This is a genomic window from Pseudoalteromonas sp. A757 (assembly GCF_004103285.1).
GTDB classification, from domain to species: domain Bacteria; phylum Pseudomonadota; class Gammaproteobacteria; order Enterobacterales; family Alteromonadaceae; genus Pseudoalteromonas; species Pseudoalteromonas galatheae.
Map to the genome: position 1 here is coordinate 380,392 of NZ_QNQN01000073.1, position 26,799 is coordinate 407,190.

The 26,799-nt window shown below is 44.0% G+C and carries 24 protein-coding genes; 13 read left to right on the plus strand and 11 right to left on the minus strand.

Annotated elements, in window-relative coordinates; translation table 11 throughout:
- Window position 1 precedes the first annotated feature (1 nt).
- From pta to DRB05_RS19050, 6 genes are all read left to right on the plus strand, one after another.
- Complete coding sequence (gene pta, locus DRB05_RS19025; RefSeq protein ID WP_193554588.1) at window positions 2-2,149, plus strand: phosphate acetyltransferase; 2,148 nt, start codon at window positions 2-4, stop codon at window positions 2,147-2,149.
- Window positions 2,150-2,306: 157 nt separating this feature from the next.
- On the plus strand, window positions 2,307-2,687 hold the full coding sequence (locus DRB05_RS19030) for an ACT domain-containing protein (RefSeq protein WP_010373910.1): 381 nt from the start codon (window positions 2,307-2,309) through the stop codon (window positions 2,685-2,687).
- Window positions 2,684-3,196: a PTS glucose transporter subunit IIA gene (locus DRB05_RS19035; RefSeq protein WP_128728320.1), complete on the plus strand. Its 513-nt coding sequence runs from the start codon at window positions 2,684-2,686 to the stop codon at window positions 3,194-3,196. Before DRB05_RS19030 ends, DRB05_RS19035 begins: the two co-directional genes overlap by 4 nt.
- Window positions 3,193-3,540 (plus strand): ArsC family reductase, encoded by a 348-nt coding sequence (locus DRB05_RS19040; protein WP_128728321.1) that lies wholly within the window; start codon window positions 3,193-3,195, stop codon window positions 3,538-3,540. Before DRB05_RS19035 ends, DRB05_RS19040 begins: the two co-directional genes overlap by 4 nt.
- Complete coding sequence (gene dapE, locus DRB05_RS19045) at window positions 3,540-4,667, plus strand: succinyl-diaminopimelate desuccinylase (protein WP_128728322.1); 1,128 nt, start codon at window positions 3,540-3,542, stop codon at window positions 4,665-4,667. Before DRB05_RS19040 ends, dapE begins: the two co-directional genes overlap by 1 nt.
- Window positions 4,660-5,352: a M15 family metallopeptidase gene (locus tag DRB05_RS19050; RefSeq protein WP_128728323.1), complete on the plus strand. Its 693-nt coding sequence runs from the start codon at window positions 4,660-4,662 to the stop codon at window positions 5,350-5,352. The genes dapE and DRB05_RS19050 overlap by 8 nt, the downstream gene beginning before the upstream one ends.
- 42 nt (window positions 5,353-5,394) lie before the next feature.
- Here DRB05_RS19050 and DRB05_RS19055 read toward each other — a convergent pair whose 3' ends face one another.
- On the minus strand, window positions 5,395-6,282 hold the full coding sequence (locus DRB05_RS19055) for an NAD(P)-dependent oxidoreductase (RefSeq protein WP_128728324.1): 888 nt from the start codon (window positions 6,280-6,282) through the stop codon (window positions 5,395-5,397).
- A gap of 128 nt (window positions 6,283-6,410) precedes the next feature.
- Here DRB05_RS19055 and DRB05_RS19060 point away from each other — a divergent pair, with 128 nt between their 5' ends.
- Together DRB05_RS19060 and DRB05_RS19065 are read left to right on the plus strand one after the other, a co-directional pair.
- On the plus strand, window positions 6,411-6,926 hold the full coding sequence (locus DRB05_RS19060) for a glutathione peroxidase (RefSeq protein WP_128728325.1): 516 nt from the start codon (window positions 6,411-6,413) through the stop codon (window positions 6,924-6,926).
- Complete coding sequence (locus DRB05_RS19065; RefSeq protein WP_128728326.1) at window positions 6,892-7,872, plus strand: 2-hydroxyacid dehydrogenase; 981 nt, start codon at window positions 6,892-6,894, stop codon at window positions 7,870-7,872. Before DRB05_RS19060 ends, DRB05_RS19065 begins: the two co-directional genes overlap by 35 nt.
- Before the next feature lie 78 nt (window positions 7,873-7,950).
- On the opposite strand, the gene DRB05_RS19070 is transcribed toward DRB05_RS19065, so the two are convergent.
- Together DRB05_RS19070 and DRB05_RS19075 are read right to left on the minus strand one after the other, a co-directional pair.
- A complete protein-coding gene (locus DRB05_RS19070) occupies window positions 7,951-8,538 on the minus strand; it encodes an ABC transporter substrate-binding protein (RefSeq protein WP_128728327.1) in 588 nt (195 codons plus the stop codon).
- A 321-nt stretch (window positions 8,539-8,859) separates the two neighbouring features.
- Window positions 8,860-9,840 carry a zinc-binding dehydrogenase gene (locus DRB05_RS19075; RefSeq protein WP_240036273.1) on the minus strand — a complete coding sequence of 327 codons (981 nt, stop codon included), beginning with the start codon at window positions 9,838-9,840 and terminating at the stop codon, window positions 8,860-8,862.
- Window positions 9,841-10,005: 165 nt separating this feature from the next.
- Between DRB05_RS19075 and DRB05_RS19080 the strand changes: the two genes are divergently transcribed.
- On the plus strand, window positions 10,006-10,977 hold the full coding sequence (locus tag DRB05_RS19080) for a LysR substrate-binding domain-containing protein (protein ID WP_128728328.1): 972 nt from the start codon (window positions 10,006-10,008) through the stop codon (window positions 10,975-10,977).
- Between the two features lie 51 nt (window positions 10,978-11,028).
- Here DRB05_RS19080 and DRB05_RS19085 read toward each other — a convergent pair whose 3' ends face one another.
- Complete coding sequence (locus DRB05_RS19085) at window positions 11,029-12,393, minus strand: bifunctional diguanylate cyclase/phosphodiesterase (RefSeq protein WP_240036275.1); 1,365 nt, start codon at window positions 12,391-12,393, stop codon at window positions 11,029-11,031.
- Between the two features lie 390 nt (window positions 12,394-12,783).
- Complete coding sequence (locus tag DRB05_RS19090; protein ID WP_128728329.1) at window positions 12,784-13,026, minus strand: DUF465 domain-containing protein; 243 nt, start codon at window positions 13,024-13,026, stop codon at window positions 12,784-12,786.
- 353 nt (window positions 13,027-13,379) lie between these two features.
- Between DRB05_RS19090 and purM the strand changes: the two genes are divergently transcribed.
- Genes purM through DRB05_RS19105 form a run of 3 tightly spaced genes read left to right on the plus strand, consistent with a single transcriptional unit; the run spans window position 13,380 to window position 15,791 of the window.
- Window positions 13,380-14,432 carry a phosphoribosylformylglycinamidine cyclo-ligase gene (purM, locus tag DRB05_RS19095; protein WP_128728330.1) on the plus strand — a complete coding sequence of 351 codons (1,053 nt, stop codon included), beginning with the start codon at window positions 13,380-13,382 and terminating at the stop codon, window positions 14,430-14,432.
- A complete protein-coding gene (purN, locus tag DRB05_RS19100; RefSeq protein ID WP_128728331.1) occupies window positions 14,432-15,082 on the plus strand; it encodes a phosphoribosylglycinamide formyltransferase in 651 nt (216 codons plus the stop codon). The genes purM and purN overlap by 1 nt, the downstream gene beginning before the upstream one ends.
- A 13-nt stretch (window positions 15,083-15,095) precedes the next feature.
- Window positions 15,096-15,791, plus strand: a complete 696-nt coding sequence (locus tag DRB05_RS19105; RefSeq protein WP_128728332.1) for a DUF3108 domain-containing protein — start codon at window positions 15,096-15,098, stop codon at window positions 15,789-15,791.
- 118 nt (window positions 15,792-15,909) lie between these two features.
- Here DRB05_RS19105 and DRB05_RS19110 read toward each other — a convergent pair whose 3' ends face one another.
- Together DRB05_RS19110 and glk are read right to left on the minus strand one after the other, a co-directional pair.
- Entirely contained in the window at window positions 15,910-16,929 is a 1,020-nt protein-coding gene (locus DRB05_RS19110; protein ID WP_128728333.1) for a LacI family DNA-binding transcriptional regulator, read from the minus strand.
- A gap of 10 nt (window positions 16,930-16,939) precedes the next feature.
- Window positions 16,940-17,941 (minus strand): glucokinase, encoded by a 1,002-nt coding sequence (gene glk, locus DRB05_RS19115; RefSeq protein WP_128728334.1) that lies wholly within the window; start codon window positions 17,939-17,941, stop codon window positions 16,940-16,942.
- 318 nt (window positions 17,942-18,259) lie between these two features.
- On the opposite strand from glk, the gene DRB05_RS19120 reads away from it, so the two are divergent.
- Window positions 18,260-19,279, plus strand: coding sequence for a LacI family DNA-binding transcriptional regulator (locus tag DRB05_RS19120; protein ID WP_128728408.1), 1,020 nt, complete (start codon window positions 18,260-18,262; stop codon window positions 19,277-19,279).
- A gap of 61 nt (window positions 19,280-19,340) precedes the next feature.
- Here the strand turns inward: DRB05_RS19120 and DRB05_RS19125 are convergent, their stop codons facing one another.
- The 4 genes from DRB05_RS19125 to DRB05_RS19140 form a co-directional block, all read right to left on the minus strand.
- Window positions 19,341-21,737, minus strand: a complete 2,397-nt coding sequence (locus DRB05_RS19125; protein ID WP_128728335.1) for a glycoside hydrolase family 15 protein — start codon at window positions 21,735-21,737, stop codon at window positions 19,341-19,343.
- A gap of 10 nt (window positions 21,738-21,747) precedes the next feature.
- On the minus strand, window positions 21,748-23,247 hold the full coding sequence (locus tag DRB05_RS19130; protein WP_128728336.1) for an MFS transporter: 1,500 nt from the start codon (window positions 23,245-23,247) through the stop codon (window positions 21,748-21,750).
- A 3-nt stretch (window positions 23,248-23,250) separates the two neighbouring features.
- Window positions 23,251-25,125: an alpha-amylase family glycosyl hydrolase gene (locus DRB05_RS19135; protein WP_128728337.1), complete on the minus strand. Its 1,875-nt coding sequence runs from the start codon at window positions 25,123-25,125 to the stop codon at window positions 23,251-23,253.
- Window positions 25,126-25,244: 119 nt separating this feature from the next.
- The gene (locus DRB05_RS19140) at window positions 25,245-26,759 is read right to left on the minus strand and encodes a tryptophan halogenase family protein (RefSeq protein WP_128728338.1); all 1,515 of its coding nucleotides are present in this window, start codon (window positions 26,757-26,759) and stop codon (window positions 25,245-25,247) included.
- Window positions 26,760-26,799: the final 40 nt, after the last annotated feature.

The following is a 26,799-nucleotide window of genomic DNA, read 5'->3' on the forward strand; positions in this document are numbered from 1 at the left end:
GATGGGTCGTCGTATCATGCTTATTCCTATTTCAACGGGCGTTGGTTTGACGTCGGTGTCTGTAGGAATAGTCCGAGCACTGGAACAAAAAGCGGTAAAAGTAAACTTCTTTAAGCCGATCGCTCAACCTCGTAAAGATGAAGTCGGCCCCGAGAAGTCAACACTCATCGTTCAGCAAGGTTCAACCATTGCCCCACCCACGCCGTTTGAGCTTAGCTACGCTGAGCAAATGATAGGTGATGGTAAAGGCGATGACCTGTTAGAAGAAATAGTGGAGCGCTTTGAAGGCACAGTACAAGACGATGAAGTTGCCATTATAGAAGGAATGGTTCCCACCCGTCGTCAACCTTACGCTGGCCGTGTAAACCGCGAGATTGCGCAAACGTTAGGTGCAGATATCGTGTTTGTCTTAACGCCGGGTAATGACTCTATCGACGAGCTTGAAGACCGCTTAGAGATAGCTGCAGGCAATTATGGCGGTGTAAACCACCCTCGCGTATTGGGTTGTATATTCAATAAAGTGAATGCACCGCTGGATGAAGATGGCAGAGCGCGCGCCGATCTGGTTGATCAATACAAACCAGAAGAGCTTGAAAACGAAATGAATCGTTTAGCATCGCTACCTATTTTCAGAAAACACCCATTTCAACTTTTAGGTGCCATACCATGGGACTTTGACTTAGTTGCGCCGCGAGTTATCGACTTAAGCAATTATTTAAAAGCCGAAATCATCAATGCGGGTGATATGGAGCACCGTCGTCTGCGCCGTGTTACTTTCTGTGCAAGAACGGTATCGAACATTCTTAACCACTTTACGCCAGGTGCCCTATTGGTTACTCCTGGCGATCGTTCGGATATCTTAGTTGCAGCGTGTTTATCAGCTATGAATGGCACCAAGATTGGCGCTATCTTGTTAACTGGTGGATTCAAACCAGAAGAGAAGATCATGACCTTATGTGAGCAAGCGATGGATACCGGTCTGCCTATTCTTGCTACTGAGGCTGATACGTGGCGTACCTCGTTACTATTACATAATTTCAATATGGAAGTGCCAAGTGATGACGAGCAGCGCATCGAGCGCGTAAAACAGCACAACGCTCGCCATATCGATAGCGAGTGGCTGGAAAGTTTGGCTAAAGGGGTCGGTAAAACCCGAAAACTCTCCCCTCCTGCGTTTCGTTATCTGCTGACTGATTTAGCTAGACGTGCTAGCAAAACCATTGTGCTGCCTGAGGGTAATGAGCCTAGAACGATCAAGGCGGCGGCTATCTGCGGTGCACGAAACATTGCTAAAACCGTTCTACTTGGAGATAGAGAAGAGATTGAGCGTATCGCCCAGCAACAAGGTGTTGAGCTTAATGAAAACGTGACTATCTTATCTCCAGAAGAAGAGTTGCAAAAGTACATTGCGCCTATGGTTGAGCTACGTAAAAACAAAGGCCTAACCGAAGTTGTTGCGGCAGAGCAACTGCAAGATAACGTCGTGCTCGGCACCATGATGTTAGCCGAAGGCCAAGTTGATGGCTTAGTATCTGGTGCGGTAAATACCACCGCCAATACTATTCGTCCACCACTGCAGTTAATCAAAACGGCACCAGGCGCGTCTTTGGTAAGCTCAGTATTTTTCATGTTGCTACCGGACCAAGTGTTAGTATACGGCGACTGTGCAATTAACCCTGATCCAACGGCTGAGCAGTTAGCAGATATCGCAATTCAATCTGCAGATTCCGCTGCAGCATTCGGCATTGAGCCTCGCGTTGCCATGATCAGTTACAGCACAGGAACATCTGGACAAGGTGCAGATGTAGAAAAAGTGCGTGAAGCCACAGAGATCGCGCAAAAGAAACGCCCTGATCTCGATATTGACGGGCCGCTGCAATACGATGCCGCCATTATGGAAAATGTCGCACGTAAAAAAGCGCCAAACAGCAAAGTCGCTGGTAAAGCAACAGTATTTGTCTTCCCAGATCTAAATACAGGTAACACCACATATAAAGCGGTGCAGCGAAGTGCTGAACTTGTTAGCATCGGGCCTATGTTACAAGGTATGCGTAAGCCAGTTAACGACTTAAGCCGCGGGGCTTTGGTTGATGACATTGTATACACCATAGCCTTAACTGCTATTCAGGCAACACAAATCGAAGAATAGTCTTCACACTAAGGGCTCAATGCGTGAGCCCTTTTCTTTATTACCTCACTAATCCTTTCTTTTGCCCAGAATTCGGGTGAACCCTCTGGTCTTTAAATTGACTTAGCTATACTATGAATTATACCAATTGGTATTTTTCCAAAAACAAGGGTTGGTAATGTCAAAGCAAACGCTGCAATTGCTCAAACAAGAATTTACAATACATAGCTTGGATTGCGATGACGCTGTTCCACAAGCAGTGTTAAACAGTAAAATCTTTTTTATTGCCAAAACTGAGGATGAGCTCTCTATCGTTTGCGCGTCAGATATCGCAGTCAGTAGCCTCGCGGCTGAAAGTCATTGGAGAGCATTGGAAGTCGTGGGTCCGCTGGGGTTTTCGCTTACAGGCATTATGGCTAATATTTCTGGTGTGCTAGCAAAGTCCAACGTCTCTATTTTTACGTTATCAACGTACGATACCGATTACATCCTAGTAAAAGAAAGCCAAATCCAGCAAGCGATGCAAGCACTTAAAAAAGATGGATATTTATTACTTTGATTGAACTCTCACCACCTATCCAATATCGGCCAATATCCCAAATCGCAAACCCTATTGCGCATATTCCAAGTCCCTTTTCTGGTAAAGTCTTACCGCTAAGTGCGCACCCAAACGCGGCGATTGCGTCAGGAATGTTAGGGATTGGTGTTTGTGTACAAATGCGCGTGCCTTTGTTGCTATCTCCTTGTAACGGAAAACTAATTCAGATCAGAAAAAATAACTGTGAATACATTCTACACGCCCATAACGGCTTAAAAATGTTGCTGAGCTTAGAAGTCGGCAATGAGTTTGCCAAACCCGAATATCTCAAAGCAAACAGCTTTGGCAAAACCACGATAAAGCTTGGAGAGCCGCTATGCTTTTTTGATATTCCACTCAGTGAAGCAAAAACCATGGCCGCTATTGTGCTACTCAATGCACAAAAGCTTGGTGCGTGTTATTATCCTTTAAAACAAGTATCTGCGGCCAAAGAGCCGATAATCACAATTGCAAGGGCGTGTGCTTTATGACAATCACCATGTATGGGATCAGCAACTGCGATACCATTAAAAAAGCCAAAAAATATCTTCAAGACAACAATATCGAATTCACTTTTCACGACTACCGCAAAGATGGATTAGACGAAGCTCTACTCACTACTTTTATTGACCAACTTGGCTGGGAAAACGTGTTAAACAAACGCGGGACCACATACCGAGCGCTTAGCGAAGAACAAAAACAAAATCTCGATGCGCAGTCAGCGAAACAACACCTTTTGGCGGCACCAGCCATGATAAAGCGCCCTATTTTGCAGTACCAAGGTCAATATCACTTGGGTTTTAAAGCTGCGCAGTATGATGAGATTTTTGCCTAATGAGCGAAGTAGTTAAGCTCGCTCAAGCTCTGATCCAAAGGGCTTCTGTTACACCTGATGATGCTGGTTGCCAACAATTAATGAATGAACGCCTAGCAAAGCTTGGCTTTACCATCGAAGAACACTTCTTTGTTGATACCCTCAACACATGGGCACGAAAAGGCGACAGCGGACCACATTTTTGCTTTGCTGGACACACTGATGTAGTACCGGTTGGCGACGAGAGTCAATGGCAACACCCGCCATTTGCTGCAGTGATTGAAAATGACATGTTGCATGGCCGTGGAGCTGCTGACATGAAAGGCTCACTTGCAGCTATGATCGTGGCAACGGAACGGTTCATCGAAAAACACCCCAACCACAAAGGGTCACTATCTTTTTTGATAACCTCTGATGAGGAAGGCCCTTTCGTGAACGGCACAACTCGAGTTGTAGATTTATTAGAAGCCCGCAACGAAAAAATTGATATGTGCTTAGTCGGTGAACCTTCATCGCGCCATAAACTTGGCGACGTAGTAAAAAATGGTCGCCGCGGTTCACTCACAGGACACCTAAAAGTGATTGGAAAACAAGGTCACGTAGCTTACCCTCACCTTGCTAAAAACCCCATTCACTTGTCTGCGGCGGCGATTGCTGAACTCAGTCAGACCGAGTGGGATCAAGGGAATGCATTTTTCCCCGCAACAAGCTTCCAAGTGTCCAATATCAATGGCGGAACGGGGGCTGGTAATGTGATACCAGGTTCCCTGCAAGTACAGTTTAACTTTCGCTTTAGCACCGAAGTTACAGCCGATGAGCTCAAACAACGTGTTATTGCTATTCTAGACAAGCATCAACTTGATTATGAACTTAATTGGATATTGAATGGCTTACCGTTTTTAACTGAACCAGGTCCGTTGCTCGATGTGACGATTGCAGCCATCAAAGAAGTGACGGGAAGGCAAACCACACCAGAAACTTCAGGTGGCACATCGGATGGCCGGTTTATTGCCCAAACGGGATGTAAGGTAATTGAGCTTGGCCCAATTAATGCCACAATCCATCAAGTCGATGAATGCGTGAGCTGCAAAGACCTAGATCAATTAGCCTTAATCTATGAAAAGATCTTGGAGAAGTTACTTGCCTAGCAACTATATGCTTACAAGCGCTGAATGTAGCGCTTGTGGCGTCAACGAATCACATCTGGTGTTTTACCATGGTCGCCACGTGCATAGCGCAATAGTTTCCGATCTCAATGACCTCTCTAAAGCTGCGAAAAAGGCAGGTTTTGAGTTTTACATGGCGTCCGCATATCGAGGATTTGAAAGGCAAAAAGCGATTTGGAATAGCAAGTTTGCAATGCGCCGTCCTGTTTTTGGTATCACTAATCAAGAGATAGAACTGAGTAACCTCTCAGACATCGACAAAGTAAAAGCAATTATGTTGTTCTCCGCCCTACCTGGTGCTAGTCGCCACCATTTGGGCACTGATCTGGATGTGTTCGCCAAAAACCTTGTACCAGCAGGGCAATCACTACAACTGGAACCGTGGGAATACCAGCGAGATGGACATCAGCACGAATTTTCGCTGTGGCTTGATGCGCATTTAGCAACTTTTGGTTTCTATCGGCCTTATGATTGTTACCGAGGGGGTGTTGCTGCGGAGCCTTGGCATATTAGCCACCAGCTAACGGCATCAAAACTTGCCTCGCTGCAATCCGTTGACGCGATTGGTGCAGTGCTTAAACGCAGCGATATCAAAGGTAAAGACGCAATACTGACGAATCTCAGCGCACTACATCAGCAATTTATCACCAATGTAGCGCAGCCATAACAACTAACCCGACCTTAAGTTACTTAGACTAGAAACGAAAGGTTATTTGCTTTTGTCGTGAATAGCGTCAAGCCTAGCCAGTAGACTTGAGGTATCAAAACGGTTGCCGCCAAGCGCTTGAACATCCGCATAATATTGATCCACTAAAGCTGTAAGCGCCAAATTTGCGCCGTTACTTCTTGACTCGTCTAGCGCAATGCCTAAATCTTTTCTCATCCAATCGACTGCAAAACCAAAGTCATATTCGCCTGCTAACATGGTTTTATAACGATTCTCCATTTGCCAAGAGCCAGCCGCACCCTTGGCAATCGTTTCAATCACCTTTTCACCATCAAGACCCGCTTTTTTAGCAAAGTGCAAGCCTTCTGCGAGCCCTTGCACCACACCCGCGATACAGATTTGATTAACCATTTTACAAAGCTGCCCAGCACCCACTTCTCCAATTAATTGGCTAAAGCGAGCAAACGCGGCCATGATTGGTTGTGCTTTTGCAAACGTACTTTCGTCTCCGCCAACCATTACCGTCAACACGCCATTCTCTGCACCAGCCTGGCCTCCAGATACAGGAGCATCTAGAAATTCAACTTTTAATTTCTTGGCTTCTTGCGCTATTTCACGGGCAACTCTTGCAGATGTTGTAGTATGATCAATTATCACCGCTCCCGGCTTCACTCCCGCTAATACACCACTTTCGCCATATACGACTGAGCGTAAATCGTCATCATTGCCAACACACATAAACACAAAATCACAGTCAGTCGCTGCGTCTTTAGGTGTAACTGCAAAGTTGCCAGCATACTCCTCGGCCCATTTTTCGGCTTTGCTGGTAGTACGATTATATACCGTGACTTGGTGACCCGCCTTTTGCAAATGCCCAGCCATTGGATACCCCATGACGCCTAATCCTATAAATGCGACTTTCACTGACATATTTCTGTCCTATTTCGTTGTTATCTTAATAAGAATGGAGTTTTTATACCCGAGCACCTCTGTCATAGCAAATGAAAAAACCGCTTTGATACCGAATAACATGAATAAATCACACGGAGCCTGAAAGGATGGAGAATATTTATCGTTTTAGTGCACAACTTATTGATGGCCAAGTTTTGCCATTACAGTCTCTGGCGGGAAGACCGTTATTGATCGTTAACATTGCGAGTAAATGTAGCTTTGCGCCACAACTTTCTGCACTTGAAAAGCTATACAGCAAATACAAACCTTTTGGATTTGAGGTATTGGCCTTTCCTTGCAATCAGTTTGGTCGCAACGAGCCACTTGAAGATGAAATGCTTAAAGAGTTTTACAATACACATTTCAATTTAAGCTTTAAGATCTGTACTAAAACACAAGTCAACGGACCTGATGCACATCCATTGTTTAGCTACTTAAAATCTCATACCCGTGGTATCGCGCAAAACCGTGCAATTAAATGGAATTTTACCAAGTTTCTAATAAACTCAGAAGGCATGCTAGTATCTAGATATGCCCCAAGAACTAAACCAGAAACGCTTAAATCAGTGATAGAGAGCCACATTAATCATGAGAATCGCCCTATTCAGCTCGCAAAACTATGAAGTGCCATTTTTTGAGCAAGCTGTAAATGTTTACTCAGAACTTGAAATAAGCTTTATTAGCGAGTCACTCAATGAAAACACAGTTTCACTTTGTCAGCACTATGACGCGGTTTGTGTATTTGTAAACGATTCTGTAAATGCGCAAGTGATTGATAAACTCGCTGACTATGGTGTTAAATTCATCGCCCTACGCTGCGCAGGTTTCAATAACGTTGATATTCGACAAGCAAAGCTACGTGGCATAAATGTTGTCCGTGTGCCAGCCTACAGTCCTGAAGCGGTTGCAGAGCACTGTATCGCGTTAATGCTAACGCTCAGCCGCAAAACTCATAAGGCCTATAATCGAGTTCGAGAAGATAACTTTGATCTCAACGGTTTACTAGGTTTTAATATTTATAATAAAACGGTCGGTATCATCGGTTGTGGCAAAATTGGGCAAGCATTGGTCAGTATCTTGAACGGCTTTGGTGCCAATGTATTAGTTTATGACCCAAACGTTGGAGAAGGCCCCTACACTTTGGTCTCTCTAGATATCTTACTAGCACAATCGGATATTATTAGTCTGCACTGTCCGCTTAATGAAAATACCCATCATATTATCGATGATGCTGCGTTTGCCAAAATGAAAGCGGGTGTGATGCTTATTAACACCAGTAGAGGCGCCCTGTTAGATAGCAAAGCCTGTATCGCCGCGCTCAAGTCTAAACAACTCGGTTATCTCGGCTTAGATGTGTATGAACAAGAGTCAGAGCTATTTTTTAAAAACCATAGTGAAGAAATAATTCAAGATGATGTTTTCTCGCGTTTGGTTAGCTTCCCCAACGTACTAGTTACAGGGCATCAAGGCTTCTTTACCAAAGAAGCACTAAAACAAATTGCAACAATAACCTGTGAAAACCTCGACGCAGCAAGACTGGAAAAGCCGTTGATAAACCAAGTAATCTAATTTCAGAACCAAAAAAAAGAGCATATCAATCATGATGTGCTCTTTTGGTTACTTCAAAGTCGGGGGAAGTAATTTGATTTATGCTTTGCTCTTCAATTCAGCCGTAACCTGAGCTAAACCTACTTCTGAAATTCTCATCGTGATCTCTTTTTGCTTAGCACTCAATAAAGAAATACCTTCAGCAACCATGTCATAGACTTTCCAACTGCCGTCTTTGCTTTGGCGAAACTTAAAATGCATATCAATATCCGGTTTTGATTGCTCTTTTATTACCACCTTGACCGTGGCAAAATCAGCGCCGTCAGAAACTGGTAATTCTTCAAACAATACATCTTGACCTTTATACTGCAAAAGTGCATTGGCATAGGTGGCTACAAGATACTTATCTACTGCATTGATAAATTCAATCGCTTCATCTCGCTTTAACCCTTTGATGTGTTTGCCAAGTAATTTAAAAGATACAAACTTGACATCTATGTGCGGCATTAAACGGCTACGTACAATGCCTTTCATCTGAGTTTCCGTCGCCTTGCCATCTTGATTAACCGTTTTTATGTCGGCAAATAGTTTATCGCCAACGTGATTAATTAACTCGTAAGGCGTGTCATTCGCAGAAGCGAAGCCTGAGAAAATGAGAAAACTGAAAATAACGAGTAACTTTTTCATTGTTTAATCCTTATTAAACTGATGACACTAGTCTATCCAATTTGACGAGTGCAAATAAACATACCAATCTGCACCAAATTAATGCCTAACCGACATCAATTAACGCAATGTAAAATAGAGGCTCACGATGACAACCGCTTTTTATAAAGTCAGAAATAAAAGGCGTATTACTGTTATGACAAGGCCTACGGGAAGTATACGGGGATCAAACGACGAAAAATGTCAGAAATTGTATCAATTTATTTGCTCGCTGAGCTTGGCGATTGCAGCCAAGCTCACGATTATTGCGTGAAGGGGATAAATTACCGTTGTCGCTGGAGGCTAGCGTTCCATATCTGCCACAAAAAACGCGATATTATCGCAGCTTCCCAGTTTTTCCAGTGTTTCTATTATCGCATCATGCTGCGGCGAAATTGACTCAAGTTGCTGCAAAATGATTTCATTTTTTTCAAGCTTTTCTGCAAGCGCGTTTCCAATAAATGCCATTCTTTGCTGTGCACAGACGCTATTTGAAAGCCAGCTGCCGCATAAGGAAACAATTCCTATATTGGGGGCTTTCTTCATCAATATATGTTGTTCAATTGCTGGTAACCCAGCTAGGCAGCTGACGCGGCCACAAAATGTCAAGTGCGCAATCAGTTGCTGAGTATGTGTGCCCGTCACGTCCAACGCACCTTGTACCTCTGCGGCACCAAAGTGAAGCTGCAACGCATCAGCCAAACCCGCAAAGTCAGGATGACAATACACCAGATCCGCGCCTAGTTTCTCAAGCAGCTTTTTATGCTTAGATTCAGAACATGCCGCAACGCCCAAACCCAACTGTTTTGCAAATTGTATCGCCATTTGACCAACTGGGTGATGAGCCGATTCGATTAAGACCGTATCCCCAGCATTTAACTGCAGTTTGAAAAGAGCTATTAACGCGCACATTGCTGGAGCAATTGAAGCTGCGGCCAGTTTTCCATCGACGTTTGTTGGCAAGACAGTAAGTGCATGACTTGGCACCAAGGCAAATTCACTCATCGTACCATGCTCTCGAATATCGCCGTGCCAGAATACTCGAGTTCCCGGCTCTGGAAACCCTGTTTTACATGCTTTTTCCACAATACCCACAGCGTCCACGCCAAACACTCTGTTTGGTGTTTCTTCACAGGGACAATTGGCCACCTTTGTATCGATAAAGCTTAAACCAACGTATTCAACTTTGACCAAAACCTGATCATCCGTTGCTTCAGGCAAATTAATTTCTCCCTGCTCGAAGGTAAGTCCATTTGTGTGATTGAATCGGACTGCTTTCATCATATACCTTAACTTTATGTCTAAAAATAAAATAATTTGACCTATGCGCTTCACTTCATTAAACCATTGTTAGCAACGAGCCACAACTTTATTAGTGTAAATATGCTACTCGCATTTCCAATTGTTTAGTGTCACAATGGCATCAGTGTTGGTGAACTTTTTCGCATCATGGATATTAGCAGCAGATTATTAATCTTTTTAGACGTTGTGGAGCGCGGTTCCTTTGCCAGTGCGGCACAGTTGAGAAATATTGACCGTTCTGTCATTTCTAAACAGATGACCAAATTAGAAGAAGAGCTTGGCGTAAGATTAATGAACCGTACAACTCGCTCTTTCTCACTCACTTCTGCTGGTTCTGAGATGGTAAAAAAAGCAGAGGAGCTAAGGCTATTACTCAACGACACACAACGGATCGCACAAAATTATCACACCGAGCCTAAAGGTTTGCTTAAAATTGCGAGCTCCACTGTAGTAGGTAGACGCTATGTACAGCCTGTCATTAACGATTTTCAGAAACGTTTCCCCCACGTCGAGGTTGAGCTTCGACTTGAAGACAGATTAGTAGATTTGGTCGGTGAAGGTTTTGATTTAGCTTTTCGTGTCGGCGAACCGAAAGATTCTTCGCTTATCGCTCGTAGAATTGCACGCAATCGATTGCTCATATTAGCAAGCCCAACCTTCTTAAAAGCCCATGGCACACCAAGCTCCCTTGAAGAGCTCAGCGAGTTACCTGCAGCAACTTACGCCAGTGATGCGCTAAGGTTTACCAGTATCACCTATCAAGACGAGCAAGGCATCGAACAACAAATGCCTGTTAAAAGTATCTTTAGAACCAATGACGGAGATACCTTGCTAGAAAGTGTATTATCAGGTACATGCTACATCGTAGCGCCTGCGTTTTTAGTTGGTAAAGAGATTATTGAAGGGAAGTTACAGCCAATTTTAACGAATATTAAGTTAGTTGACTTCGCTGCGATGTATGCCCTCTACCCTCACCGAGATTTACCGGTTAGAACGAGGCTTTTCTTAGATGCATTCAGAGCATATATTGGTGAGGAAACACCGATTTGGGAAACAGAGATCCCGGGGTTTGAACAAATGTATGGCTTCGTCCCACCTAAACCCATGTTGACGTTCTAGTTGACTCGTATATCTGGACAATAAGCTTTTAGTAGAAAAGGATTATTACTCTCATCCGTCTAACCTTTTCATCGCACCTCTCACCATGCTCTGGGAATTAATCCACTTTACGCATTCGCTTAGCGAGAGTGGTTCACAGATCTGGAAGCCCTGAATATAAGGACAATCCAAGCTATACAAATACTGCAAGCAGGCATCGCTTTCAACACCCTCAGCAACTATACTGCAATTCAATTTACGCGCTAAAAACATACTTGTTTCGACTATGGCTTGATCTTTTTCACTTTCATGGCTTTGCCTCACAAACGAGCCATCAATTTTAATTTGAGAAATTGGTAACTCCTTTAATATTGAAAATGAAGAAAAACCAGTACCAAAATCATCAATGCTGACTGCAAATCCCATATCAATTAACGTTTCAATCATGCTCCGTGCCTTCTCAACTTCTTCCATCACCGTACTTTCCGTGAGCTCAAACACAATATGTGTTGGGTCTACTCGGTGTGTATCCAGAAGCATTGCGAGGGTATTAATTAAGTTCTGCTCGGCAAAGTCCTGACAAGAAAGATTAATATGTACAACTAACTTGTTATCTATTTCAGTTAAGATAGCGAGATCTTGAAAAACACGATTGATCACAAATGTACTCAGCTGGCGGATCAAATTATTACGCTCCGCCAATTCAATAAATTGATCCGGCATTGTCATTGAGCCATCTGGCTGCGGCCATCTAAGTAAGGCTTCAACCCCATGAATATCACCACTTTTCGAACAAACAATCGGTTGATAATGAAGCGCAAGTTCACCACGTGCGAGCGCAACCTTTAGATTGGCCAGCATCTGGAATTCGGCTTCAATTCCCTCATGAAGCTCTTCATCAAAAATAACAATGCTTTGCCGGCTATGTTTGGCCGAATACATAGCGATGTCAGCTTGCTTCAATAGCTCAAAAACATCGAGCTGACGAGACTTAGTCCATAAGCTTGCGCCTGCACTGTACGTCACGTCAAGTTGTAGCTCTTCAACTTCAATACCTGACTTTAGCTCACTCAGCAGCGCATTGTTCTGGGAGTAAATACAATTTACGTCTGTCACGTCCATTAAAATAATAAATTCATCGCCGCCCATGCGATATAACTTGCTACGAGGAAGCAGTGCTGCCCCCATTTTATGCGCCAGTTCCACCAGTAATTTATCACCAAAAAAGTGCCCTTTAGCATCATTGATCTGCTTGAAATTATTCAAATCTACCAGAATAACACTAAAATCAAGCTGCTGATGTTTACGTTCATTAATAGCATCAATGCAACGCTGGCGATTCTCTAAATCCGTTAAAAAATCATGTTCTGCGTTATACTTGGCCTGTGTTGCAATTTCATTCAATTCTTGCAGGCTAGTTAGACTCAAACAATTCACCACAAAAACAAAAATGGAACCTAGAAACAGGATTAAACTTAAGCCTTGCTCAATAAAACTCGCGCTATTGTGATCGTACAGGAAGTAGGCAAAGCTCAAATATCCAAGTTCAAACAGAGCCATAAGAATTAACAACACTCGCCAACCGACCGAAGAAGTTAATCGACATATTTTAAAGGCCGGAGAAAAAGCTAATCCCATGATAAAGCTGCCAGCTAATACTAATATAAGTGCAATCAAAGGAATCATCGTGCATAGAGTACAATGGTTAGAGTATAGATTATAAATACGCCCTTGCTCGGGACAGAAAGAATTATTCAATATTGGGTGGGGAACACAGTGGCGGGCTAGGTAGCCCGCTCATATTAGCTAATTGGCCAAGACAAGAGTTTAATCCGCGCTTTTTAGAATTTGGTAAAGCTGATCTTTTAACCACAGCCTTTTTTTCTTTAGTGACTCGAGATACTCATCACTTGAGTGCTCTACACCATCTTCAATCCGAATAACTTCATTGTCCACTTCATGGTAATCTTTAAATAACCTTGAGAAGTGTCCATCTGACAGTTTTAAGTCATGAATTCTATCTTTAAATTCTGGGAGTTCTTTAGCTAGGCTGTGACGTTCAATGTTCATCGTTTTATTCCCATAAATAGCCATATACACGAGGTTAAGATATACACCCAACCTCAAAGAGTAGACCCAATCAATGCGCCGTAGTAACAGTCGCTTCAAAGTATTGATGAAGTTACTGTCTGATTGGGCCTACTCCCATAGTAACCCGCTGTCGCCTTTGAGTATTGATCTAACGCAAACCTTGCTTAGCCCTCGGTATTTTGCTGCTTCTTTATACTATCTACCCCATAAAAGCTAGGACCTTTGACCACATTCTCGGGGTTTCTCGCAAAGTCGCTAGCCGCCTAGATGCAATTGTTGTAAAATGGCGGCGTTTCTAAGCAAATCTATCTAGCAACTTTTGAGGAAAACCTGTGAGCGAACAAAAACAGTCTCTTAGTTATAAAGACGCTGGCGTTGACATCGATGCGGGCAACGCATTGGTCGAAAGAATTAAAGGCGTAGTAAAAAAAACTCGTCGCCCTGAAGTAATGGGTGGCATTGGTGGTTTTGGTGCACTATGCGAACTTCCAACTGGATATAAAGAGCCTGTTTTGGTTGCTGGCACTGACGGTGTTGGTACTAAGCTACGCTTAGCTATCGATTTGAAAAAGCACGACACAGTAGGTATTGACCTAGTTGCTATGTGTGTTAACGATCTTATTGTCCAAGGTGCTGAACCGCTGTTTTTCTTGGATTACTATGCCACAGGCAAGTTAGACGTTGACGTCGCAGCAGATGTGGTATCTGGTATTGGTAAGGGCTGTGAACTTTCGGGTTGTGCGCTTATCGGTGGTGAAACAGCTGAAATGCCAGGCATGTACGAAGGCGATGACTACGATATGGCTGGCTTTTGTACTGGTGTGGTCGAAAAGTCTAAAATCATTGATGGAACTAAAGTTGCATCTGGCGATCAGCTAATTGCACTAGGTTCAAGCGGTCCGCACTCAAACGGCTACTCTCTAATTCGTAAAGTACTAGAAATATCTGGCGCAGATACTAACGCAGAGTTCGAAGGCAAAACTCTAGGCGAGCACCTGCTAGAGCCGACCCGTATCTACGTAAAGCAAATCTTAGCGCTATTAAAAGAAGTTGATGTTCACGCACTTTCTCATATCACTGGCGGTGGCTTCTGGGAAAACATCCCTCGTGTACTACCTGAGTCAGCGAAAGCAGTGATCAAGGGTGATAGCTGGCAATGGCCTGCAATCTTCAACTGGCTACAAGAAAACGGTAACATTGCAACTCACGAGATGTACCGCACATTCAACTGCGGTGTTGGCATGATCTTAGTTGTTCCAGCTGATAAGCTTGAGCAAAGTCTTGAAATCCTAAAAGAACAAGGCGAGAACGCTTGGCACATCGGTGAAATTCAAGACGCTCAGGCTGGTGAAGAACAAGTTGAGATCTTAGGTGGTGCCGAGTAATGGCACCCACTCGCCTTGTAGTTCTGATTTCTGGGAGTGGTTCGAATTTGCAAGCCATCATTGATGCTTGCAAAGCTGGCTATATTCAAGGTGAAATTGCTGCCGTTATTAGTAATAAAGCGGACGCATACGGCCTAACCAGAGCGCAAGAAGCTGGCATAGCAACATCCGTTTTAGACCATAAGCAATACACTTCTCGTGAAGAGTATGATGTTGCGCTTGGTCAACTAATTGATAGCTTTACACCAGATTTGGTTGTATTAGCTGGATTTATGCGTATTCTAACTCCAAACTTGGTGCAAAAATTTAGAGGAAAAATGTTGAACATTCATCCTTCTTTGTTGCCTAAGTATCAAGGGTTGAACACCCACCAAAGAGCAATCGATGCAAACGATGCAGAACATGGTGCTAGCGTTCACTTTGTCACAGAGGAGTTAGATGGTGGTCCTGTGGTCTGTCAAGCCAAGGTCGCTATTCTTCCAGATGATACGGCAGAGTCACTGGCGCAACGTGTGCATAAGCAAGAACACATTCTTTATCCTTTGGTGGTCAAATGGTTCAGCGAACAAAGACTAACAATGGAAGCAGACTATGCTGTTTTTGATAACAAAACCTTACCAATTCAAGGCGCACCGTACCCAGAAAAATAAAAAATGGAGCGCTGTGCTAATTGGTATTAGCGCTCTACTTTCTACCTCCACATTTGCAAACTCGCTCACTGAATATCACGCCGAATACCAAGTTTCGCGCAAAGGTGAGGTTCATGGTACGGCCACCCGCGATCTCACAAAAATTGCAGACGCAACATACGCTGTGCGCTACAAAAGTGATATCGAATGGATGATTTTTTCGGACGTAAGAACTGAAGAGTCATTGTTTAAAGTCACCGAGCATACTGTAAGCCCACTACACTATAGCATGACTCGTGAAGGGACTGGCCCAGATAAAAGCTACAAAATTAAGTTTGATCATCAAAACCAAGCAATTACCTCCAGTGAAGAAAAGTATCCACTGAAAGTGAAGTGGCTTGAGAATCAGCAAGATTTAATTAGTTATCAGGTACAGCTGCGAGAAGACCTGAAAGCCGGAAAAACCAAGTTTAGCTACCCAATCATAGACAAAAAAGGCGGCCAGCGAAGCTATGATTTTGAAGTTGTCGGCGAGGAAATGATCACCTTACCTTTTGGTAATGTCAAAACCATCAAGGTTAAGCGCGTTTACGATGATAGCGACCGACAAGCTATTGCTTGGTTTGCTCCTAACTACGATCACATGTTGGTTAAAATGTTTAAAGGCAAAGATGGTATGGAACAATTTCAGATTGAGCTTAAAACCTATCAACCAAAATCTGATAGTTGAAAGCACTAACTCGTTAGAGCAAGTCGCTCCGTTCTACTGTATTGCTGCCGTCACTTCCCTAATAAAAAGCCCAACGGCTAGGCGTTGGGCTTTGGGGCAAGTATAAAAATTGAAAATGTTATGAGCTCGAGCGCGCTTTCGTCGATTCTCGAGTGATGAGTTTAGCTTCTAAAACCTGCTGAAACGGTGCTTCTTGCGGCTGAGTTATATGCTTAATCAGCTCTTCTACCGCTATCCGAGTCATTTCTTCCACGGGCTGTGCTATCGTCGTCAGGCCCGGCCAAATATGCCTTGCGATAGGTGCGTTATCAAACCCAGCAATAGATAACTGCTCGGGCACTTTGATCTCTCTCTGGGTCGCAAGTTTTAACACGGCCGCAGCCATGTAGTCGTTTGATGCAAATACAGCCGTTGGCCTTGGCTCTAAGTCCAATATGGCTTTTGCACTGTCTGCACCTGAGTGATAACTAAAGTTACCTTCTGCAACTAATCGTTCGCGATATTCAATGCCATGTTTTGCTAGCGCTTTTTGGTAGCCAGAGAAACGATTTTCTGTAGCACTGTGATCAGGGTGACCTTTAATAAAGGCAATTTCGGTATGACCTAAATTGATCAGATGCTCAGTTAACTCAAAAGCCCCCTGCTCGTCATTACTGCGAATTGAAATCGAATCATCACCTTCAATGGCTGAAGCAACGCGTGCATAGGGAATATTACGTTGCTTTAAAAAAGCAATAAGCTCGTTGGAGTCTGAAAACGGTGGAGTAAGCACAATACCATCAAGTCTCGATGTGGTCAGCAGCTGCTCAACATTGTCGATGAGGTCTTGGCCGCGCAGTTCACAAGGATGTATCAATAAATTGTAACTATGCTTCTGACACGCTTCCAGCGCACCACTTTGCACTCGCGTGATATAGCTTTTTGATGGATTGTCGTATAAACAGCCAATGATAAAGCTACGGTTTTGTGCCAAACCGCGTGCAATAGGATTTGGCTTATAATTCAGCTCTTCAAAGACTTTCAGGACTTTTTCCCGCGTTGCTGGACTAACATTTGGCTCGTTATTTAATACTCGAGATACAGTCTTTTTAGATACTCCGGCATATTCGGCAACGCTATTAATAGTTACTTTTTTCATCGATTTTCCCTTAGGCTCGGCGTCGCTCATGAATACATGCCGCTGCACCAATCAGTGGGATATTATCTTGTACCACCAAAGTCACTGGAATTTGGCTCGTGTACTGTGACATCATGCCTTTTTCGGTAAAGCGCTCAACAAAGCTACTTGCTTGTAATCGCGCTTTCATCCGCGGCAAGATCCCACCACCAATATAAACACCACCTAAGGCTCCAAAAGTCAGCGCTAAATCGCCAGCTACGCTCCCCATCCAGTCACAGAAGTGACTCAATGTTGCGTCACAAACCTTGCATTCTTTCGCAAGCGCACTGATCTGCGCAGCATTAAGATCTTTAGCTTGCTCACCACGCACTTCAGCCATGGCTTTATAGAGTCTCGCAATACCCGGGCCTGAAAATACAGTTTCGACTGAAACATGTTGAATACTCGCGCGCAGCACCTTTAATAACTCTTTGTCTAGAGCAGTAACCGGCGCAAGCGATATATGCCCTGCTTCACAGCTCATCACTGCGCTGCCATTGATATCTCTAGCAAGGCAAGCCGCACCAAATCCAGTGCCCGGACCCATCACGCCGATATTTGCACCTAGCTCAGGTTGACCTTGCTTAATTACTAGATTTTTCTCTAGTGCCAAATAAGGTGCCGCGTAGGCAAAAGCGGCAAAATCGTTGATCACGGCAAGCTCGGTAAAGTCGAACTGAGCTTTGATATCTTCTGAACTAAAGTGCCAACCTAAATTAGTTAAATGAACTTGCTGAGATTTAATAGGACCAGCAACCGCGAGGCAGGCTCTGCTTGGTTGCGCAACAGGTAGCTCAGTTAAATATTTTTGGATAGCGGATTCAAAAGACTGGAATTCAGCACTAGGAAAAGTGACTTGATGCGTAATTGAAAAATGGTTAGTTCGCGCATCAAAATCTGACACGATTGCAAATCTGGCGTTTGTTCCCCCGATGTCGGCAACGACAATCGGCTCAAACGGCACGGATGAATGGCTTGTTGTCTGGCTCATATTATTATCTCTTTATCACTGCGATTATGCTTGGGCTAACATCAGGGCTGCCAGCACACGTCCTGCAATTTACTGTCTCAACTCGCCAAAATTTGCACGCCTTGGCTTTTGCTCTTACCTGTTATTCTGTTAATTTGGTAAAAAAATGCTGCCCTTGGCATAGGGCAGCCAAATACGTTTTGACAACAAAATGATAAAACATCGACATTATGACACCGGTGTCAGACTGTATCAATAAAAATTTGCAAATTCGGTGAAATTGGTTGAAAAAAAAATTGAATGACTGACAATGTCACTGTCTTAAGCGTTGAGAAGAACATGAAAGGTAAAGCAACTTCATTTGATATCGCCCATTATGCTGGCGTTTCGCAATCTACGGTATCGCGCGCCCTAAGAAATAGCCCTTTGGTTAACGAAGAAACTCGTCGTCGCGTTCATGAGATTGCTAAAAAGCTTAACTATAAGGTCGATAAAAACGCGAGTAATCTGCGCACTCAGCAAAGCAGTACGTTGGCTTTGCTGTTATTTGAAGATCCCACAGAAGACGAGTCACAAATTAATCCTTTCTTTTTAAGTATGCTTGGCAGTATTACCCGAGCATGCGCGAAAGAAGGCTATGACCTTTTAGTGTCGTTTCAATCGACGAGCAGTGATTGGCATGCCGATTACGAGGATAGTCATCGTGCTGACGGGTTAATTTTACTCGGCTATGGTGATTACATCGATTACCAGTCAAAGTTACAAACTCTACTCGACAACCACACGAAGTTTGTTTGCTGGGGGGCAACGGTTGATAACCGTCCAGACCTCACTGTGAGCTGCGATAATTACGGTGGTGGTGTATTAGCTGCAAAGCATTTAATCGACATGGTCAGAACAGATTGTGCGTTTATTGGCGATGCCTCGGATCACAGCCCGGAATTTTTTGCGCGTTTTAAAGGTTTTAGAGACACCCTTAAAGCAAAAGGTATTGAGGTGAGTGACCGTAAAATGGCAAATGCGATTTCCACAGAAGACTCAGGGTATCATGCGACTCGCTCTTTAATCGCCAACAATGTTAAATTTAATGCGCTTTTCGCTGCTAGCGATCTCATTGCTATTGGCGCGATTAAGGCACTTCAAGAAGCGGGCGTTCGCGTGCCGCATGATGTGCATGTCGTTGGCTTTGATAACATTGCCGCGGCGGGTTATGTTTCTCCCTCTTTGACTACTGTGCAGCAAAACACCACATTGGCAGGGCAAATGCTAGTCGATAACCTACTTACGCTTATCCGAGGTGAAGCGGTAACCTCTACCCTCTTGCCGCCGAAATTGATTGTTAGGCAGTCTTCACGGTAGCAATAGCGATAAAAATGCCGAACTCATGTTCGGCATTTTTTATGTGTTTACTTACAGTTTGTTATTTCAGTTTACTTTCTACGATTGGGTAGTGATCCCATACTTGCTTTTCATTAAGAGAGCGTACTAACTTTACGTATTCAGCATGTGTCCAAGCCAAAGGCGTCGCCGAGTTGGTTCCTTTGCCAAGTTGATAGCCAAAGGTATTTTTACCCACACCATCCCATACTTGCTCAGGTAACATCATGCCTTCATTAGCAAAGTGCTCCATCCCCTTCACATAAGTATTTTGTATTTTGCTCTGTTCATCCGCACTTAATTCACCATCAAGCAGCGCCAGCGCAATATCATAGTGACCACGCTCTCCGGTAAAGAAAGGCCACACTCGACCGCGTTGGCCATCAGTATTCTGACCATTTTCGGCATAATTGATACCACGCTTCTCATCTTCACCATAACCGTCATTACCGTAACGGCGATACCCCGGATAACTATTAACATCACCATCAAATTTAAAGCTATATTTTACTCTTAAGTTGTCAGCTATCGATTCATCATCGTATTCAGGCATGGTGGCCACGATGCTCGGGGCGTCAGCCCCTCTAACCCCGTAACGCACAAGTTCTAAAAAGCCACCGTCGATGATCTGCTTCTTATCCATTCCGCTGCGGCCATTGTTGGTATTTAAGGTCGTATTGGAATTAGGATCTTTGTCTTGTCCAATACGGAAGAAATATTGACCGTCACTGTGTTTGCTTTGCAGACTCCCTTTGGTTGTGAACATGAATGACTCAACATCACGATTGTACTGCTGCGCCGTCGCAAGGAATTTCTCTTGTCCCGCTTTATCACCAGCCAATTTAGCAATATCGCTCGCCGTCACAAGGCCTGCAATGATTGCCGCGGTAGTCGATGGTGAATAGCCATTTTGCTCTTCCCAACGCTCTTGCTGTGTCGCAGGCGGTGTGATTTGCGTGTCATTCCACAATATTTTAGCCAGTCCCCCTTCAACTAAGAAGTTAGCCGCGGGCTTTAACATCTTATTGTACCAATAAACCAGTCTTTCATCGCTTAGCACACCCGATTGCCACAGTTTCCATGCCAGCATGATTGGCATTGCCGTTTGGTCAAGCTGTACACCAACCCACTCAAGCTCGCCATCTACATGCGTTTTTTGTAAGAACCAGCCAGTATCACCATGGTTACCCGGTGTTTTATCCGTAACTTGCACTTTTTCTAGATACTCAAAAGCAGTGAGTGCTGTTTGTGTATCTCCCATCGCCAAAAATGCCATCGCTACTTGATAAAAATCACGCACCCATACTGCTTTATAGCCGGTATGGCCTTGCTCTGCAGGCACTGTGTCACCCCACGGATTTGACAACGATGCTATCAGCGCACCGGCATGGGTTTTATCTTCTTGCGCCTTAAGCACTAGCGCACTGGTGTAAAGTAACTTGCCGTTGTCTGCGGTATTTGCCGTCATGGACTTTAGTGGCACTAAACTGTCGAGATAATCTTGCCAGCCCGTCGCTTCGCCTTGGCCATTATAATCAGCCAGTACCTTGTCATAACCTTTGGCTAATGTGGCTGCTCCCTCAGCAAAGCTCTGCTGCTGAGAATGACCAAAACTCAAGGTAAGATCAAAGGTGCTGCTGCCCTTTACTTGCCCTAAGTTTGCCAACCAGTTAACGTTGCCACTTTCTTTGCCTGTAGACGCATAAGCCTGAGCTATATGTCCTGTAGACTCAAGTGCCGCTAAATTATCGCTGGTGCCAGTAAAACCGACAGATGCTTCAACAAAGCCAGTTTTGCTCTGCAAAGAGAGATAATTCTTACCTTCCCATGCTAACAAACCTTGCTCTGTCACTTTTGCAAAATCGTTTAAGCCATTGTTATTCACGTATGGGTTTACGTTCACAAAAGCTTTTACATCTTTGAGAGCAGTATCTACTTTTGCTCTAACAAACAAGGTTTGTCCGTCAGGATCGGTAAAAATATGCTTTTCAAGGGTAAAGCGGCCTTGTTTATCCTTGCTTAAAATTTTGTAAGCCAGCGATAACGGTCGTCCATTGGCATCTTTATAAAGATAGTCAATCGTGACATCTAGGGCGTCAGTATCAGATTCTTTCACTGCAAAGCCGTCACCCACGATGATGAATTGCATGTCTTTGATCTGCGCTTGGTGAATAAGTCCAAACATGGTCTCTGTGATCATCCCTTTTGCAACAGAAAACCATACCTTTGAAACTGCTTTAGTAGCCGTAGAATCACTGTACTTGCCGTCTTCGTACGCTTCGTACGACGTACCAATCCCCGTTTTTCCAGAGTATGACCAATAAGGTTTAACGCCAGGTTCACCTGGTGCCGTCAGGGTTTCATTGCCAGATTGCTGTGATCCGCAACCCATGAGGCCAGCACTTACCAGAGCAAGTGCAATTGTTGATAGTTTAATCATCTCGTTCTCCTTATTGAGCCTTTATCGTGACTCTTGAAACAGCTAATGCAGCGAGTAAAAATGACACGCCTCCGATGACGAGTGCAAATATCGGTTGGTTATCAAAACCATGACGTAGAATTAGACCTAGAATACTGGCGGCGAGTAATTGTGGGATCACGATAAAAAAGTTAAAGATCCCCATAAATACACCCATTTTGTTGCTTGGCAAAGCGTTACTTAACATCGCGTAAGGTAATGACAAAATAGATGCCCAAGCAAAGCCAATGCCCACCATTGGCAACCAAAGTAATGTGGGGTCACCAATAAATTTGAAGCTAATTAAAGACACAGCACCAAAAAACAAGTTAGCTGCATGTGCCCCTTTGAGACCAATGTGCTTAACCATGAATGGGATCACCATCGCAGCAATGGCAGCAAAGCCATTGTAAGCTGCAAATAACACCCCAACCCAGTCAGCACCATCGTTATAAAGTTTGCTCGTTACATCTGACGTACCATAGTGATGGCTCGTCACCGCTGAGGTAGTGTAGATCCACATGGCGAATAGCGAAAACCAGCTAAAAAACTGCACCACAGCAAGCTGCTGCATGGTCTTTGGCATCGTAAATAAGTCAAAAATAACATGATAAAAACCATTACTTACACGCTGTTTTTGCTGCATCACATGCGCAATGACAAATACAATTGCAAAAGCGATGAGCAGCCCGCTAAGCAAATAAAGCTCTTTTTCAAGGCCAAGAAGTGCAACGGCAAGCAACACAATAACGCCAATGAAACCACTCACCGCACTGCCTTTTATAAAGTTCACAGGTAGGTCTGACAGTGTTGCGCTTTGCGTATTCGTTTGCGCTTGTTCAAAAGCAGCGAGTTGCTCAGGACTATATTCTTTCGTTTTTAAAATCGTCCATAATACGGAGATGAACAGGATAGCTCCCCCCCAGTAAAATGCGTATTTTACCGAGTCAGGGATTTGTCCAGCAGGTGCTGTATTACTCACCTCAAACCAATTGGTCATCACCCAAGGCAGCGCAGACGCGACCACGGCACCAACCCCAATGAAAAAGCTCTGCATCGCATAACCTGTAGCACGTTGCTTTTCATTCAGATTATCACCTACTAATGCTCTAAACGGCTCCATCGTGACGTTGATCGACGCATCCATGATCCACAGCATACCCGCCGCAATCCAAAGCGTTGGAGAATTGGGCATGATAAAAAGCGATAGCGTGGTGAGAATAGCCCCCCACAAGAAAAATGGTCTTCTACGGCCAAGTTTTCCCCATGTTCTATCACTCCAATAGCCAATAATTGGTTGCACGATTAAACCCGTTAAGGGCGCTGCAACCCACAATATAGGGATGTCATCGACCTTTGCACCAAGGGTTTGAAAAATACGGCTCACGTTGCCGTTTTGTAGTGCAAAACCAAATTGGATCCCAAGAAACCCAAAGCACATATTCCATATCTGCCAAAAACTGAGTTGTGGTTTTTGTTGTTCTTGTTGCATAGGTTACTTCTCTAATTGATAAACTGCGCTGGCAAGCGGCGCTAGCGTAATCGTTGCGTTGGCATGCTCGCCATCAGCTGTTGGTTGTAATTGTAAAGTCGGGTGTGACTCTAAAATATCGTTATAAGTACCCTGCCAGTCTTTAGGCAGATTGACGGTGACTGTTTGTTCTTGTTCTGCATTAAAGTTGCTCACGACCAACAGCTTTTGTTGACCTAATTTACGGCCAAATGCCATGACGGCTTCAGCATTGCTTGACATCTCAGCGCTCATAACGACTTGCTGGTATTCACCAGCAGCAATCGCCGGCTGCTTTGCAAGGTTAAGTAATTTGACGTAGTAATTACGAAGCGCCTTTTGCTCATTTGACAGTAACGCGCCATCAAATTTTCCGTTATTCATCCATTTTTGATGTTCGGGTACACCAATATAGTCAAAGATACTGGTTCTGCTTGGACTGCCGAACCCTGCATGCTCAGAGGCATCTTCCCCTAATGTTTGTCCAAAATAGATCATTGATGGCGCTGTGCTTATCAGGTGACTGACCACCATAGCGGGTTTGCCTTTTAGCGGATCGCCTACAAATTCAGGGCTTGCGATACGCTGCTCATCATGGTTTTCTAAAAAGTGCAACATATGTGGAGCAATATCGGCTACCGATTGATGACTATCCAACACAGCTTGGGCACTACCTTTGCCTTGCATTAACGCCTTCAAGGTGTCGTAAAAACCCACTTTGTCGTAGAGGTAATCCATTTTCCCTTGCTTGATATACGGGCGATATAAAGTGGGGTTATAGACTTCTGCAAGCAAGAAAGCTTCAGGATTTTTTGTTTTAATCGACGAGTTTAAGAAGCTCCAAAACTCTACTGGCACCATTTCCGCCATATCGTAACGAAAACCGTCTACGCCCTTTTCTAACCAAAAGTGGGTAATGGCTTGAAATTTGTACCAACTATCGGGCAATTGCTTGTGTTGCCAAAATTCAAAGTGCGCACGGTAATCTTGCTGCGCATACTCATCTGGCAAGCGATCGAAATCGTAGCTACCATCAGGCTTTACCCCATAATTCACTTTGACGGTTTCATACCAATCATTAATATCAGGCTTTGCCGCACGAGCCCCATTACCGGTCCACTTTGCTGGATTTTCTGCAAATTTGCCATCCGCTAATGGATGGGTTCCCCCCCCTAACACCTGATAGCTTTCACTCGTTGGTACTGCAAATTCTTCACCAACCACGTAATAAAAGTTATTGTCCCTAGCATATGCAACTTGCGTGTCGTCATTCGCGCCAAAATCGACAGTTCCTTTGGGCGCACCGAGTGACTCATAGTTACGAGCGACATGGTTTGGCACAATATCAATGATCACTTTTAAACCGGCGTCATGTGTGCGTTTGATTAAGGCTTCAAATTCAGCCAGTCGTGCGGAAGGATCGTTCGCAAGATCAGGATTAACATTGTAGTAATCTTTTATCGCATAGGGTGAACCCGATCTGCCTTTTACAACATCAGGATCATCTTGGCTGATCCCATACTTGCTATAATCGGTTACGACTGCGTGATGAAGGACACCGGTATACCAAACATGGGTCACGCCCATCGCCTTGATTTGTTGTAGTGCCGTAGGAGTAAAATCAGAAAACTTGCCTACACCGTTTTCCTCAATTGTTCCCCAAGGTTTGTTCACCGTTTTGGTATTGCCAAAGAGCCTTGTGAAGACTTGATAAACAACGGGTTTGCTCACTGGTGCCACTTCCGATTGCAATGTCATTTGTTCAGTTTTATTGTCAACTGGCTTAGGGCCACAGCCGCTTAAACCTACTGCACCACCCAAAAGCGCTGACACAGCCAATAGTAGAGATTTATTTTTCATAGTGTTGTCATAATGCTGTTTTAAAAGAGTCTACTTGCGTAAACGAACGTACTGAACCCATTACATATGTATTCAGAGAGACCCTTAATTAGATTTTATTTATAACGATTAATACCAAGTTACTTGTGAACATTTGCCACAAAGCTTTCTAGCTCCATTCGGTGATCTTTAAAATTCAATCCACATCGTCTGATGAAATCATTCACTTTTTCGATGCTATGTTGGTTTGCTAGGGCATTGCCTGACTTAAGCTGAGATTGTTCTGGGTAGATACCATAACCTGCCAATAAACAATGCCAGCTGACTGAAGGGTAATATTGCTCGACGTTTTGGCGAACTAATTCATCCGATAAGTTGTTACCAGAAACCCAAGTCTGTAAAATTTGATAGAGTGACCGCGATAAGTGGTTATTGTTGGCATTATCAAGCCAGTAGTTGGTGTCAGTACGACTATTGACACGATAATGAGCGACGATATAGTCTCGAATAGCCTGATACCGTTCGCTCAAAGCGCGGTTGTGTTTATCTCTGTTACCATCGGTAAAATCCGCATCTTGGTAGCATTCAATGAAACTTTGAACGGTTTCTTGGACTATATGCAAAGCGGTTGCTTCTAATGGCTCTATGAAGCCCTGAGATAAACCAATCGCTATGCAGTTTTTACTCCAGTGCGCTTTAACTTGCCCGACTTTCATTTTTATATGCCGAGCTTCTACTTCTGAGTCCAACAAACCCAAAGCAGCCCTTAGCTCGGTTTCTGCTTGATCCGCATCGCAGTAACGCTGACTATAAACATAACCATTACCGATACGGTTCGTTAGTGGAATGTGCCAAGACCACCCAAATTGACGCGCAACAGATTGTGTTTCGGAGCGAATAGTGTCAAGTTGCTTGGTAGGTATAACGACCGCAGCGTCGTTAAATAAATTGGACTCAAATGACTCAAAACCCACACCTAAAGTGTGTTGTAGCAGTAAACTTTTGAAACCCGAGCAATCAATAAAGATATCACCAGCGACTTCCGTACCCTCCGACGTTATCAGTGCTGCGATATCACCATCAACGTGTGTTCGAACGTCGGTAATAGTGGTATCAATGTGTTTTACATTAAACTCAGCCGCTTTGCGAGCCAACAACTGGCCAAGCAAAGCAGAGTCAAAGTGATAACCATAATTAATTTCGAATGGAAAGTTTTCTGCAGCAATTGGGGATTTATTTAAATCAGCCAAGTGAGTCGCTAAAAAAAAGTGGTCTGGATGGCCCTCTACGTCAATCGCCTTACGCCGAACAAAGCTGTTATGAAAAAAAGCCGGTGCACTGTAGTCGTCAGGTTGTGCAGGAAATGGGTGAAAATAGCTAGAAAACCCAGGTTTGGTCGACCAATCTATAAACCGAATGCCATTTTTATAGGTCGCATTACAAGCCGGCATCCACTCGGCTTCCGAGATACCTAAATAGTCCATAAATCCTTTGAACTGCGGAGTAGACCCTTCACCAACGCCAATAGTTCCGATGCTTGAAGATTCAACCACAGTGATTTCTATCGCTTTATCTGCCCAGCTTTTCGCCATCATATTTGCGGCCATCCAACCTGCAGTTCCACCACCTAAAATCACTATTTTCTGACTTTTCATCGCCTTCGCACCTTAAACCTATTAAAAACCATGTATTGAA